Origin of the sequence: Bacteroides eggerthii, assembly GCF_025146565.1 — a bacterium.
Taxonomy (GTDB): Bacteria; Bacteroidota; Bacteroidia; order Bacteroidales; family Bacteroidaceae; genus Bacteroides; species Bacteroides eggerthii.
In genome coordinates, this window is record NZ_CP102258.1 from 2,585,539 (window position 1) to 2,600,838 (window position 15,300).

The following is a 15,300-nucleotide window of genomic DNA, read 5'->3' on the forward strand; positions in this document are numbered from 1 at the left end:
ATGAGATTCTATTCGTTTGATTTAGGATTGTAAATTGAACCTTTTGCTTTTAAAATATTATTTTCATTGTCTTTTTGATAAGGAAATAATATTTTTCTATCCTTTTAGTAAATAAATCGGGAAAAGATGAACTTTATGTTCTAAAGAATATATATATTTGCAGCGTAAATCAAATACTGATATATTATGTGTGGAATAGTAGGCTATATAGGTCAAAGAAAAGCCTACCCCATTCTTATCAAAGGCTTGAAGCGGTTGGAGTATCGCGGATATGATAGTGCAGGGGTAGCATTAATCAGTGACGACCGGCAACTGAACGTCTATAAGACGAAAGGAAAGGTCTCGGATTTGGAAACTTTCGTCACTCAAAAAGATATTTCCGGTAACATTGGCATTGCACATACACGCTGGGCTACACATGGGGAACCTTGTTCCATTAACGCCCATCCTCATTATTCCTCTTCCGAAAGGCTCGCTCTCATCCACAACGGCATCATTGAAAATTACACCGTCCTCAAAGATAAACTTCAGGCCAAAGGCTATACATTTAAAAGTAGTACCGATACCGAGGTGCTGATACAACTCATCGAATACATTCAGGTTACGAATCGCATTGACTTGCTGACTGCCGTACAACTGGCTCTGCAGGAAGTGATCGGTGCGTATGCCATTGCTGTGCTCGATCGGGAGAATCCGGACGAGATTATAGCTGCACGCAAAAGCAGCCCGTTGGTAGTAGGTATCGGCCGGGATGAGTTCTTCTTGGCATCCGATGCCACCCCCATTGTGGAATATACGGACAAGGTGGTCTATCTGGAGGATGGGGAGATAGCCGTTATCCGTCGCGGCGAGAAACTGAAAGTGGTGAATCTGGAGAATGTGGAGTGTCCGCACGAAGTAAAGACGGTGGCGCTCAACCTCGGCCAGTTGGAAAAAGGCGGGTATCCGCATTTCATGCTGAAGGAAATCTTCGAGCAGCCCGGTTGCATCTACGACTGTATGCGCGGACGCATCAATCTGGAAGGCACTAACGTAGTGCTTTCCGCCATTATCGATTATAAGGAACGCCTGCTTGCGGCCAAACGCTTTGTAATTGTAGCTTGCGGTACGTCATGGCATGCTGCGCTCATAGGCAAACATCTGATAGAAAGTTTCTGCCGTATTCCGGTAGAAGTGGAATATGCTTCGGAGTTCCGTTATCGTGATCCGGTGATTGACGGCAGTGATGTGGTGATTGCCATTTCACAGAGCGGTGAGACGGCCGACACGCTGGCTGCCGTAGAATTGGCCAAGAGTCGCGGCGCATTTATATATGGTATATGCAACGCTGTGGGTTCGAGCATTCCGCGTGCTACGCATACAGGTTCTTACATTCACGTAGGTCCGGAAATCGGTGTGGCGTCTACGAAAGCCTTTACGGGACAGGTGACTGTGCTCACCATGCTGGCGCTGGCATTGGCACGCGAGAAGCATACTGTCGATGAGGAGCAATACCTCGCCATAGTCAGGGAACTCGGACAGATTCCGGAGAAGATGAAAGAGGTGCTGAAGTTGAATGACAGCATAGCGGAGCTTTCTAAAATCTTCACCTATGCACGCAACTTTATCTATCTGGGACGCGGTTACAGCTATCCCGTAGCATTGGAAGGGGCGCTGAAGTTGAAGGAAATTTCGTATATCCATGCGGAAGGCTATCCTGCTGCCGAAATGAAGCATGGGCCTATTGCACTGATAGATGCGGAGATGCCTGTGGTAGTCATTGCCACACAAAACGGGCTGTACGAAAAAGTGCTGAGCAACATACAGGAAATCAAGGCGCGTAAAGGCAGAGTGATAGCCATTGTCACAAAGGGAGATGAGGTTATCAGTAAGATTGCCGATACTTGTATCGAACTTCCCGGAACAATGGAGTGCCTTGATCCGTTGATAACTGCGGTTCCTTTGCAGTTGCTCGCCTATCACATAGCCGTATGTAAAGGTATGGACGTGGATCAGCCGCGTAACCTTGCCAAATCGGTAACGGTAGAATGAGGACAAAACGGCTGATGCGTTTTAAAAAGATAAATAATGTGTTTTTTTAAGGGAATAATTACTCATTAGTAAATATACATATGGAACAACTGAAGCATGAATGTGGCGTTGCCATGATACGACTGCTGAAACCGCTGGAGTATTATGAAGAGAAGTACGGTACGTGGATGTACGGGCTGAATAAGCTCTATCTTCTCATGGAAAAACAGCACAACCGGGGTCAGGAAGGAGCGGGACTGGCTTGCGTAAAGCTGGAAGCGAATCCCGGTGAGGAATATATGTTCCGCGAGCGGGCGCTGGGTTCGGGAGCCATTACCGAGATTTTCGATGCGGTGCAAAGCAACTTTAAGGACCTGACAAAAGAGCAACTGCACGATGCCGGTTATGCAAAGCGTGTGTTGCCTTTTGCGGGAGAAGTATATATGGGGCATTTGCGTTACTCCACTACGGGCAAGTCGGGCATCTCGTACGTGCATCCGTTTCTTAGGAGAAACAACTGGCGCGCCAAGAACCTTGCCCTTTGCGGTAATTTCAACATGACGAACGTGGATGAGATTTTTGCACGCATTACCGCTATCGGCCAGCACCCGCGCAAGTATGCCGACACCTACATCATGCTGGAGCAGGTAGGCCACCGGCTCGACCGCGAAGTGGAACGTCTCTTCAACCTTGCCGAAGCCGAAGGACTTGCCGGCATGGGCATTACGCATTATATAGAAGACCACATTGACCTTGCCAATGTATTGCGTACTTCAAGCAAAGAGTGGGACGGAGGTTACGTGATGTGCGGACTTACCGGAAGCGGTGAGACATTTGCCGTCCGCGACCCATGGGGTATTCGTCCCGCATTCTGGTATCAGGATGATGAAATAGCCGTACTTGCCAGCGAACGTCCTGTAATACAGACCGCACTCAATGTTTCCGCCGGCAGCATCAAGGAACTGCAACCGGGGCAGGCCATACTTATCAACAAACTCGGAAAGATTCGTACGGTACAGATCAATAAGCCGCGCGAGGTGAAGCCTTGTTCTTTCGAGCGTATCTATTTCAGCCGCGGCAGTGATATCGACATTTATAAGGAACGTAAACTATTAGGTGAGAAGTTAGTGCCTAACATCCTGAAAGCCATTGATAAGGATATAGACCACACTGTCTTTTCCTTTATACCGAATACAGCGGAAGTGGCTTTCTACGGAATGTTGCAGGGACTGGATAACTATCTCAACGAGGAGAAAGTCCGGCAGATTGCAGCCTTAGGACATAATCCCAGCCATGATGAGCTGGAACGTATCTTATCCCGTCGCATACGAAGTGAAAAGGTGGCTATCAAGGATATCAAACTGCGTACTTTCATTGCTGAAGGTAACAGTCGTAATGATCTTGCCGCCCATGTGTACGACATCACTTACGGCAGTCTTGTACCCGGCGTGGACAGTCTGGTTATCATAGACGACAGCATTGTGCGCGGCACTACTTTGAAGCAAAGTATCATCGGTATCCTCGATCGTCTCAATCCGAAGAAGATAGTGATTGTGAGCTCTTCACCGCAGGTGCGCTATCCCGACTACTATGGAATTGACATGGCGAAGATGAGTGAGTTCATAGCTTTCAAAGCCGCCATTGAGCTGCTGAAAGAACGTGAAATGCGGGATGTCATTGAGTCGGCTTACCGCAAGTCCAAAGAGCAGGTGGGGTTGCCCAAAGAGCAGATGGTGAATTACGTGAAGGAAATCTATGCCCCCTTTACCGATGAGGAAATTTCCGCCAAAATGGTGGAACTCCTCACCCCGAAAGGTACGAGAGCAAAAGTGCAGATTGTGTATCAGCCTCTTGAAGGCTTACATGAGGCCTGTCCGCAGCACCGGGGCGATTGGTACTTCAGCGGTGATTATCCTACGCCGGGCGGCGTGAAACTGCTGAATACTGCGTTTATTAATTATATAGAACAAGTATATCAATTTTAGTGATTAGTGGTTAGTGATTAATGAAATGCTTATTAGAAAGCGATACATGCCTGAATACAATCGATTCAAATTGATAAACGCCAATCACTAATCGCTAACCACTTACAAGTAGTAAATATGAGAAATGTAACATTACTCCTCGACGACGGGAGCCGCTTTTGCGGTAAGTCGTTTGGCTATGAAAAGCCGGTGGCGGGAGAGGTGGTCTTTAACACAGCCATGTCGGGCTATCCTGAAAGCCTGACCGACCCTTCGTACGCCGGACAGTTGCTGACGCTCACCTATCCGTTGGTGGGCAACTATGGTGTACCGCCTTTCACTGTTGAACCGAACGGATTGCCCACATTCATGGAAAGCGAGCGTATCCATGCCGAAGCCATTATCGTAAGTGATTATTCCGAAAATTACAGCCATTGGAATTCCGCGGAAAGTCTTGGCGACTGGCTCAAGCGTGAGCAAGTGCCCGGTATTACGGGTATCGACACCCGAGAACTGACAAAAGTGCTGCGAGAGCATGGAGTGATGTTGGGGAGAATCGAGTTTGATAAAGAATCAGACGGGAAAAATGAAGAATCAGGAAAGGTAGATGAAGAATTGCCGACAGCGGTGTACGAAGGCGTAAACTACGTGGATCGCGTGAGTTGCAAGGAAATCATACATTACCTTCCTGACGGCACTTCCACCCGTAGCTCAGCCCATTCTTCATTCCTCATTCCTCATTCTTCATTAAAGAAGGTTGTCCTTGTGGATTGCGGTGTGAAGGCCAACATCATCCGCTGTTTGTTGCGACGGGGGGTGGAAGTCATCCGCGTTCCCTGGAACTATGATTTCAACGGGCTGGAGTTCGACGGACTGTTTATCTCCAATGGTCCCGGCGATCCCGACACCTGTGATGCTGCCGTTCAGAACATCCGTAAGGCGATGAAGAATGAGAAGCTCCCTATCTTCGGCATCTGCATGGGCAATCAGCTGCTTTCCAAAGCCGGAGGAGCTAAAATATACAAACTGAAATACGGACACCGCAGCCATAACCAGCCTGTGCGCATGGTAGGGACGGAACGTTGTTTCATTACCTCGCAGAATCATGGATATGCAGTGAACAACAATACGCTGACGGAGGATTGGGAACCGCTTTTCATCAATATGAACGATGGATCTAACGAAGGCATCCGTCACAAGCACAATCCTTGGTTCTCTGCACAGTTTCACCCTGAAGCAGCCAGCGGACCGACGGATACGGAATTCTTGTTTGACGAGTTTGTGAAGTTGCTGAAGTAAGGAGTTCTATTATTATCACTCATTTCAATAAACAGATAGACAAATGAAAGAAAACAATATAAAGAAAGTCCTGCTGCTTGGCTCCGGCGCACTGAAAATCGGTGAGGCGGGAGAGTTTGACTACTCCGGTTCGCAGGCCCTCAAGGCGTTGAAAGAAGAAGGTATCCATACCGTCCTTATCAACCCGAACATAGCTACGGTACAGACTTCGGAAGGCGTTGCCGACCAGATATATTTCCTGCCCGTAACCCCTTACTTTGTGGAGAAAGTCATTGAGAAAGAACGCCCGGACGGCATTATGCTTGCTTTTGGCGGACAAACGGCATTGAACTGTGGCGTGGAGCTTTACAAGGAAGGCATCTTTGAAAAGTACGGCGTGAGGGTGCTCGGCACTCCCGTACAGGCCATCATAGATACGGAGGATCGTGAGATATTCGTGCAGAAGCTGAATGAAATCAATGTGCAGACCATTAAAAGCGAGGCGGTGGAAAATGCGGCAGACGCCCGTCGTGCCGCTGCGGAGTTGGGCTATCCGGTCATTGTACGTGCGGCCTATGCATTGGGCGGACTGGGATCGGGCTTTTGCGACAACGAAGAAGAGCTGAATGTTCTGGTAGAAAAGGCTTTCTCTTTCTCTCCGCAAGTATTGGTGGAGAAGTCATTGCGCGGCTGGAAAGAAGTGGAGTACGAGGTTGTACGCGACCGCTTCGACAACTGCATCACCGTCTGCAATATGGAGAACTTCGATCCGCTGGGCATTCACACAGGGGAGTCCATTGTCATTGCTCCGTCGCAGACATTAAGTAATACGGACTATCACAAACTGCGTGAACTTGCCATCCGAATCATCCGTCACATCGGTATTGTGGGCGAGTGCAATGTGCAGTATGCCTACGACCCGGAAAGTGAAGATTATCGTGTCATCGAGGTAAACGCCCGCTTGAGCCGATCGTCTGCACTTGCCTCTAAAGCAACGGGTTATCCACTGGCTTTTGTTGCAGCAAAACTCGGATTGGGCTATGGGCTTTTCGATTTGAAAAACTCCGTAACCAAAACCACCAGCGCTTTCTTCGAACCTGCCCTGGATTACGTAGTCTGTAAAATTCCCCGTTGGGATTTGGGCAAGTTCCATGGCGTAGACAAAGAGTTGGGATCAAGCATGAAGTCTGTCGGAGAGGTTATGGCTATCGGACGTACCTTTGAGGAAGCCATTCAGAAAGGGCTGCGCATGATAGGACAGGGGATGCATGGCTTTGTGGAGAATAAGGAACTTGTCATCTCCGATATTGACAAAGCACTTCGTGAGCCTACGGATAAACGTATCTTTGTCATCTCCAAAGCCTTTCGTGCCGGATATACCGTAGACCAGGTACATGAGCTGACAAAGATAGACCGTTGGTTCTTGGAGAAGCTGATGAACATTATGAATACCAGTAAGGAGCTGCACGAGTATTCAGAAACCGTCTGTGGTTCGGAGTGCAGCGAAGAATCCGTTCCTTTGAAAGTTCAAGGGGAAGAGATCATCCGCTTCGTTCGGAATGACAAGGCAGCGCAAGAATTGTTGCGCAGAGCCAAGATACAAGGCTTCTCCGATTTGCAGATAGCCCGCGCTCTTGGTTTGGAACGCTATATGGATAGCGAGGACGGCATACTTACCATACGTGCGTTGCGCAAGAGCATGGGGGTGCTGCCCGTAGTGAAACAAATAGATACACTCGCCGCCGAGTATCCCGCCCGAACCAATTATCTGTATCTGACATACAGCGGCATTGCCAATGATGTGCATTATCTGGGCGACCGCAAATCTATCGTTGTACTCGGTTCGGGGGCATACCGCATCGGCTCCTCGGTAGAGTTCGACTGGTGCGGTGTGCAGGCGTTGAACACCATCCGCAAGGAAGGTTATCGCAGCGTCATGATTAACTACAACCCCGAAACCGTATCTACGGATTATGACATGTGCGACCGTCTCTATTTCGACGAACTCACCTTCGAGCGTGTCATGGACATTCTCGAACTGGAAAATCCGCATGGCGTAATCGTGTCTACAGGCGGCCAGATTCCAAATAACCTTGCCTTGCGCCTTGACGCGCAGAATGTGCCTATCCTTGGAACGAGTGCCAAGAGCATTGATAATGCCGAGGACCGCGATAAGTTCTCGGCTATGCTGGACCGTATCGGTGTGGACCAACCCGAATGGCGTGCGCTTACCTCGTTGGAGGACATCAATGATTTTGTCGGGAAGGTAGGATTTCCGGTGCTGGTTCGTCCCAGTTATGTGCTTTCCGGTGCGGCTATGAACGTCTGTTCCAATCAGGAAGAACTGGAACGCTTCCTGCAACTGGCGGCAAACGTATCCAAGAAGCATCCGGTAGTGGTAAGCCAGTTCATAGAACATGCCAAGGAGGTAGAAATGGATGCCGTAGCACAGAACGGTGAAATCGTAGCGTATGCCATCAGCGAGCATATTGAATTTGCCGGTGTACATTCCGGTGACGCTACAATCCAGTTCCCGCCGCAGAAGCTCTATGTGGAGACGGTACGCCGCATCAAGCGCATCAGTCGCGAGATTGCCCGCGAGCTGAACATCTCCGGTCCGTTCAACATCCAGTACCTTGCCAAGGACAACGACATCAAGGTCATCGAATGTAATCTGCGTGCCAGCCGTTCGTTCCCGTTTGTCAGCAAGGTCCTTAAAATCAACTTTATCGAACTGGCCACAAAGGTGATGCTCGGAATTCCTGTACAGAAGCCGGACAAGAACCTTTTCGATCTCGACTATGTAGGAATCAAGGCTTCGCAGTTCTCTTTCAACCGTCTGCAAAAGGCAGATCCTGTGCTGGGAGTGGATATGGCGTCTACGGGTGAAGTGGGGTGCATAGGCAGTGATACTTCCTGTGCCATTCTGAAGGCGATGCTTTCCGTCGGTTACCGTATTCCGCAGAAGAACATCTTGCTTTCTACCGGTACACCGAAGCAGAAAGTGGACATGCTTTCCGCTGCTCGCATGCTTCAGAAGAAAGGGTATAAGTTGTTTGCAACCGGCGGATCAAGTAAGTTCCTTACGGAGAATGGCGTGGAGAACACCTGCGTCTACTGGCCGAGCGAACCTGATATGCAGCCGCAGGCACTCGATATGCTGCATAAAAAAGAGATTGATATGGTGGTGAACATTCCGAAGAACCTCACCGCAGGCGAGTTGGACAACGGCTATAAGATACGCCGGGCAGCTATCGACCTCAACATCCCGTTGATTACGAATGCGCGGCTGGCAAGTGCCTTTATCAATGCGTTCTGCACGATGACTCCGGACGATTTGGCCATTAAGTCATGGGAAGAGTATAGATAAAAGTGCTCATAACTTTTATTTTAGTAAAGTCCCCGTTGCCTTTAGATAAGCCACGTAATTCAGGTACAGTCGGAAGCGGGCATCTACGTGAGTTTCGTATGCCTGCTGCCACAAGGCCTGTGCTTCCAGATGGTCGGACAGGGTTTCCAATCCCACATCATATTGGCTGCGGCTTACCCGCATGTTTTCCTCGGCTTGTTGCAGGGAGCGTTCGGCGATGGTGCTTTCCAGTTGGGCTTCATCGAGGTTGTTGGCAGCCTGTGTCAGTTCCAGTAGCATCTGTTCGTTCATGTTTTCCTGTTCAAGACGGGTCTGTTCCAGTTTGGCTTTGGCTGCACGCACTTTGTTGGTGCGTTCGCCGAAATGGAAAAGAGGTACGCTTACATTTAGGAGGACGGAGAAGCTGCCTTTATTGAATAGGTCCTGATCGTTGATTTCCAATCCATGAATATAGTCGTACGAACCTTTTACACCGATTTGGGGCAACAGCTCACTGCGGTTCAGCTTTACCTGTTGCTTGGCGATGGCCACCTGCTGGTTCAGTATGGCATATTCGGGACGGGCGGAGATATCTGATATTTGTAGCCGGATGTCCTGTGCCACTTCAGGAAAATTGTCAGCAGTGCGTATGTCCGACGTCAGGGATTTTCCGATGTAGTGGCAGAGGTTCATGGTTGCCAGACGGAGTGCATTGTCGGCCTTACGGATGTTGAGTTCACTCTCATTCAGTTTTACTTGTACTTTCAGGACGTCATTTTGAGGCTTTAGTCCATGCTTGTAGGCGCTTTCTACATTTTTCTTCAATTCAACGAGCACTGCGTTGTACTTGTCCGCCACTTTCTTCATCTCTTTGGCCTTGATGACCTGTGCATAGGCTTGGTCGGTTTTCACAATGACCTCCGATGCCGTCAGCGTTTCGCTCAGCTGTGCCATTTCTTTGCCCAATAAAGACATCTTATAAGCGGCACGAATTTTGCCGCCCATATAAAGAGGTTGTTCCACTTGTATGCCACCCATATACACCATGCCTATTTTATAGTTCATGTCTACTCCTGGGAAGTAAGCGAATCCGTTGTTGGGCAGAAACTGTCCCGTAGCATCGGGCAGGAAAGTTGGCAGATTGCCGCCGGCTATGCCTAAACTGCCGTCTGCCGTACTGTAAATACCTGTTCCGCTGAGGGTGAAGTTTGGCAAGAAGTTCCCTTTGTAACTCCTTGCGGTGTAGCGTGCGCTTTCCGTCTGTTTGGCCGAAGCCGCCATTTCTTTATTGTATTTCAAAGCCATTTCCCTGCATTGCTCCAGTGTCAGTGTCTCTTGGGCAGAGATACCGGCAGAGAAAAGCAGTGCGGTGAGGATAATTATTTTCTTTTTCATTGTTACTCGTTTTTAATGTGAAAGAATAATGCGTATAGGATAGGGATGAACAAGAGCGTTATCAGTGTTCCGAATGTCAGTCCGCCCATAATGGATGCCGCCAGAGAACCGAACATGGCATCGGGCAGCAGCGGTATCATGCCCAGAATGGTAGTCAGCGCTGCCATGGTTACAGGGCGTAAGCGGCTTTGGGCGCTATCGACCAATGCCGTAACCGGCTCTATTCCCTGATTAAGTTGAAGGGTTATTTCATCCATTAGCACAATGCCGTTTTTGATGAGCATGCCTATCAGTCCCAATGTGCCTACAATTGCCACGAAGTTGAATGTTTTGCCCGTAAGCAGCATTACTGCCACTACTCCTACAAGAATCATAGGGAGACAACAGAAGATGACAGCGGGTTTACGATAATCCTTGAACAACATAATGAGGATGGCAATCATTAATATGATGGCCAGCGGGAAGTTCTTGAACAGGTACTTCATAGACTGGTCGCTTGCATTCTTTTCCCCTTGCCAATGAAGGGTGTAGCCGTCGGGTAGCTCTATCTGTTCTATCTTCCGGGCAATGGCTTGCCGCGCCTTCTCCGTTTCTATGCCGGGAGCGGGAGAGCATTGCACACGCTGGCTGCGTTGCCCGTTGTAACGGGGTACTACAGGATCTTCCCAACGGATATCGATACTCTTACTGATTTGTTTCAGCGGAGTGCTTCCCATAAGGCTTTCCACCAGTTCCTCTTTGCTCAAAGTACCGGCTTTGAGTTTCACGATGTTCTCCTCGTTCATCAGTCCGTTCAATGAAGGAAGGGTGGAGAACACTTGCGTGTTGCCCAGGTTTTCTATCGGTTGCCCTTTCTCATCCAGGCATCTCAGGTAGATATTGTCGCGGTGTATGCCTTCATAGAAAGAACCGATAGGTATGCCGCCGTTGGCGGAAAGGAGAGACATGCTGACATCACTGCGGCTGAGGCCGAGAGCGCGGGCGGCTGCTTGGTCGTATTCTATGGAAAGTACGGGTATCTGCGGTTCCCAGTCGGTGGTGATGAGGCATACTTCCGGAGTATTCTCCATAATGTTCCGCGCACTGTCGGCCAACTGATGCAGTATGGCCGGATCGGGTCCCATAAACTGTGCTTCAATGGGATATTTCTTGAACATCAGGTTGTAACGCTTCAGTTTCACGTAGGCATCGGGGTAACGCTGTGCCAGGTAGTTTTGTATTTCATCCATATTGTCTACAAGGTCGTCCGGTGAAGTGAAGTCGATAATCAGCTCGCCATATGAGAGGGAAGGGTTGGCGATGCTGCGCACGAGGTTGTAACGCCCCGGCGTACCACCTATCGAAGTGGTGACGTGAGTAATCTCCTTACGTGTTTTCAGATAGGTTTCTATCTCTTTCAGATCTTGTGCCACGCGGGTGGAGTTATTGCCTTCGGGTAGCTTGTATTCCATATAAAGCTGGTCATATACCATGTCCGGGAAGAACCCCTGGCGCATATATCCGTAGCCGAAAATGGAAAGCCCTAACAAAGTAATCATTGCCAGAACAAAACTCCAACGGTGTGCCAAACCGAAATACAGGGCAGTGCGCAAGAGTGCGTATGTACGGCCTTTGTACTCGCGTTTTCCGGTAGTGCTGACTTCGATTGCGGGGTGCAGCCTGCGGTCGGCCATTAGGGGAACATGGGTCAATGCCAACACCCAGCTCAACAGTAGAGAGACTGCCAACACAATGAAAAGGTCGCGGGTATAGACGCCTGCTGTGTCCGGTGACATGAAAATGGGCAGAAAAGCGATAATAGCTATCAGGGTGGCTCCCAACAGAGGCATTGCTGTTTGGCGGCCAATGGCTGTCATGGCTTCCATGCGGTTCTTTCCCGCTTTCAGATCCACCAGTATTCCGTCTACGATGACGATGGCGTTGTCTACCAGCATCCCCATTGCAAGTACGAATGCGGCGAGCGATACGCGTTGCATGGTTCCTCCTGCCGTTTGCAGGAATAGGAACGAACCGAATACGGTGACAATCAGGCTAATCCCGATTATGACTCCGCTTTTGAAGCCCATAGCCAGCATCAGGATGACTACGACGATGATGACGGACTCAATCAGGTTAATTACGAAAGTGCCCAAAGAAGCTCCTACGCGTTCCGGTTGGTAGAATACTTTGTGGCACTCTACACCTGCGGGCAGACGGCTTTCTTTCAGTTGCGCCAGTTTTTTTTCTACGGCGGCGCCGACTTTCACAATATCCGATTTGCCGGAAGCTGCGATAAGAACTCCCTGGGCCCGTTCGCTGTCGAAGAACAGTTCGTTACGGGTGGGCTCTTCATATCCTTTCTCTATCCGGGCTATGTCGCGCATACGGAGCTGGTCGTCGTCATGCCCTTGTATCAGCATATTGCCGATGTCTTTCACAGTCTTGAATTTATCGCTGACGGTCACGCGGATACGGTTGTCTCCATTGTCATAGTAGCCGCTGTATGTGGTTTTGTTTTGGCCGTTCAGTGTAGCGAGAACTTCGGCAGGCTTCACGCCAAGGTTTGCCATGCGGTCCTGCAGCAGGGAGATATTGATACATTCGGGACGTTTGCCATACAATTCCACCCGGTCTACATCTTCCATATCGCTGATTTCCCGTTTGATGAGCTCGGCGTAGTCGGACAGTTCACGATCGGATAGTCCGTCGCCTGTCAGTGCATAGAACATTCCGTATACGTTGCCGAAATCATCTTTGACAATCGGGGTGCTTGCCCCGTCGGGGAGTAAGGCGCAGGCGTCGCTTACTTTGCGTCGCAGCATATCCCAGCATTGTTCCACTTCTTCATCCGGGGTGATGGTGGTCAGCTCTATCTGTATCAAGGAAAGGTCATTGTAAGAGTAGCTTTCTACATTGTCTATGTTTCCCATGCTGCGGATGCTCTTTTCCAATACATCCGTCACTTCCAGTTCCACTTGGTGGGCGGATGCTCCCGGGTAGGTGGTGACCACCATGGCGAGCTTTACTTTTATTTCCGGGTCCTCCAGTTTGCTCATCTGGTAGCAGGAGAGAATTCCGCCGATAAGCAGGACCATTACCAGGAAGTAGACCAGGTTACGGTTCTTAAATGCCCATTTACTTATATCCATATTACTGATATTTTAGTGTACATTCATGTTATAATAATCCGCCGATATTTGTCTCGCTGGCAACTGGCAGCGGTTTTACGATTTCTCCGTTCTCTATGTAGTGTATTCCTGCCGAAACAATCAGGTCTCCGGGTTTCAGCCCATCGGATGTGATGATACTGCGTCCGTCGCTCATCAGGCGTACTACGGTTACTTCGCGACTGCTTACTTTATTGTCGGACGGATTATATACAAAAACGCAGGCTTTGCCGTTTTTTTGCAGAATGGCATTACCGGGTACAGACAGATTGCGGGGACTGTCACTATCGCAACGAATGGTAACCATTGTATTCATGCCCGGCGAGGGGATGGGGTGTTTGTCTGCAAGCAGTTGCAGGCGCATGGTGTACAGCTGGTTGGCATTGGCTTTGGGAGTTACGCTGATTAACTTCAACAGATAGGTCTGCTCCGGATAAATGTCGAAAGTACAGTAATATTGGTCGAACTGTTCCCGACGGATATATTCGGCTGCCGGCAGGTTTATCTCTACTTCCGGTGCGCCACTGCTGATCATAGACAGGACAGGCATTCCGGCACCTATCGTTTCGTGCGCTTCGAACAGTCGTTTTTGTATATAACCGCTGAAAGGTGCGTAAAGCCGGGTGTATCCCAGCTGGTCTTTATGATGCTGATATTTGGCGGTGATTTGTTTCAGTCCGTACACTGCTTTGTCGTTGGCGCTGGGGGTAGTCCCGTTATCTTTATATAGAGCCATCACACGTTCTGCCTCTGCTTTTATCTGCTTGTATTCGGCTTCGGTGGCATCCAGTTGCACTTGGTAGTCCGTAGGGTCCAGTTCGGCAAGCAACTGTCCGGCTTGTACGCGGGCGCCATCCTTTACATATATTTTCTGTATGGTTCCGCTGACTCTGAAGGCGAGACTGATGTCCTGTGCCGCCTTCACTTTTCCGGGATATTGCAAATAACTCTGCCCGCTGGCGGAAATAACCGTATCTATTTTTACTGTTTGGCATCCTTTGGCATCTTGTGTGCTGCCGTTGCAGGATGTAAGTGAACATAAGGAAATGCTTGCTAAAATCCAATAAATTCGTTTCATAATCTAAGGTATATTAATTTGTGACAAAATTACTCAGTAACCGCTATATAGAAAAGGTTTATAAGCATTATAAACTGTTCTGTTTATGACATCCTGATAAGGAAAAACAGACTATTTCCGGTTTATTATGTTTTCTGATATTCGGCAGGCGTCATTCCCGTCATTCTCTTGAAGAATTTCGAGAAGAAAGACGGATTGGGAAAGTTCAATTCATCCGATATTTGGAAGATTAGCAGATTACTGTGCTTCAGTAGTACTTTTGCTTCAAGAATAACGGATTGGTTGATCCATTGCATTACTGTCTGTCCGCTTGCCTCACGTATAATGGTGCTCAGATAATGAGAGGTCAGGCATAGCTTGTCGGCATAGAAGTTGACGGAACGTTCTTGCTTACTATATTCGTTTACAAGGGCTATGAAACGGCGGAATATTTCTTCCTGACGTGAAAGGCGCAGGGAAGAGGTGGTATGTGTTTGCTCGTGAATATATTTGAGGTTACAAAGTAGGGATACAATGAGATGTTGTACGGTTTCACGACGATAAGGTGAAGAATGAAGTATCTTCCATAGCAAAATAAAGAACAGCTCTGTTTGGGTCCATTCTTCCTCATTAAGTGACAGTATGATACCGTTTCTTGTGTAAGTTTCCGACAAAATAAAATTTGGCATGGCAGGCAGGAAATTGTAAGCAGGCATTATGACCTGAAAATCATAATCAGAACTGATTTCCAGCATTTCTATCAAAGAATTGTCGGGGATTATGATAATCTTACGGGCAGATATCTCATACTCGATAAGATTGATGGAAATTCGTCCTGTTCCTTGCAAAACACGAATTATCCGTCCTTCTTTGGCACGATAGGGTTGCCTGATCTGGAATAATTTACTTCCCATTTGTATAAAACTTATAACCATACCCAAATCATCGTTTATAAATCGGTATTCAAGATTATTGATGATTTCCGGTTTGTAACGTATATCATCTAGTGCAACGTTTATAGGTTTGTTCTTTTCCATATCTATAAATAGTGAATAATTCAGTGGCAAAGATAATAAAGCATCCATATATTTTCCTTTTTTC

The 15,300-nt window shown here is 48.4% G+C and carries 8 protein-coding genes; 4 read left to right on the top strand and 4 right to left on the bottom strand.

Annotated features, from left to right (window positions below; translation table 11 throughout):
- Positions 1–186 precede the first annotated feature (186 nt).
- The 4 genes from glmS (at position 187) to carB (ending at position 8,622) form a co-directional block, all read left to right on the top strand.
- Positions 187–2,031: a glutamine--fructose-6-phosphate transaminase (isomerizing) gene (gene glmS / locus NQ546_RS10610; RefSeq protein WP_004291163.1), complete on the top strand. Its 1,845-nt coding sequence runs from the start codon at positions 187–189 to the stop codon at positions 2,029–2,031.
- A gap of 80 nt (positions 2,032–2,111) precedes the next feature.
- Positions 2,112–3,995: an amidophosphoribosyltransferase gene (locus NQ546_RS10615; protein WP_004291162.1), complete on the top strand. Its 1,884-nt coding sequence runs from the start codon at positions 2,112–2,114 to the stop codon at positions 3,993–3,995.
- Positions 3,996–4,112: 117 nt separating this feature from the next.
- Positions 4,113–5,273: a glutamine-hydrolyzing carbamoyl-phosphate synthase small subunit gene (gene carA, locus NQ546_RS10620; RefSeq protein WP_004291161.1), complete on the top strand. Its 1,161-nt coding sequence runs from the start codon at positions 4,113–4,115 to the stop codon at positions 5,271–5,273.
- A 43-nt stretch (positions 5,274–5,316) separates the two neighbouring features.
- Entirely contained in the window at positions 5,317–8,622 is a 3,306-nt protein-coding gene (gene carB, locus NQ546_RS10625; protein WP_004291160.1) for a carbamoyl-phosphate synthase large subunit, read from the top strand.
- A gap of 15 nt (positions 8,623–8,637) precedes the next feature.
- On the opposite strand, the gene NQ546_RS10630 is transcribed toward carB, so the two are convergent.
- The 4 genes from NQ546_RS10630 to NQ546_RS10645 form a co-directional block, all read right to left on the bottom strand.
- Positions 8,638–9,996: a TolC family protein gene (locus NQ546_RS10630; RefSeq protein ID WP_004291159.1), complete on the bottom strand. Its 1,359-nt coding sequence runs from the start codon at positions 9,994–9,996 to the stop codon at positions 8,638–8,640.
- A gap of 2 nt (positions 9,997–9,998) precedes the next feature.
- Positions 9,999–13,124: an efflux RND transporter permease subunit gene (locus NQ546_RS10635; protein WP_004291158.1), complete on the bottom strand. Its 3,126-nt coding sequence runs from the start codon at positions 13,122–13,124 to the stop codon at positions 9,999–10,001.
- A 28-nt stretch (positions 13,125–13,152) separates the two neighbouring features.
- On the bottom strand, positions 13,153–14,220 hold the full coding sequence (locus NQ546_RS10640; RefSeq protein WP_004291157.1) for an efflux RND transporter periplasmic adaptor subunit: 1,068 nt from the start codon (positions 14,218–14,220) through the stop codon (positions 13,153–13,155).
- 125 nt (positions 14,221–14,345) lie between these two features.
- On the bottom strand, positions 14,346–15,236 hold the full coding sequence (locus NQ546_RS10645) for a helix-turn-helix domain-containing protein (protein WP_039953389.1): 891 nt from the start codon (positions 15,234–15,236) through the stop codon (positions 14,346–14,348).
- Between the last annotated feature and the right edge of the window lie 64 nt (positions 15,237–15,300).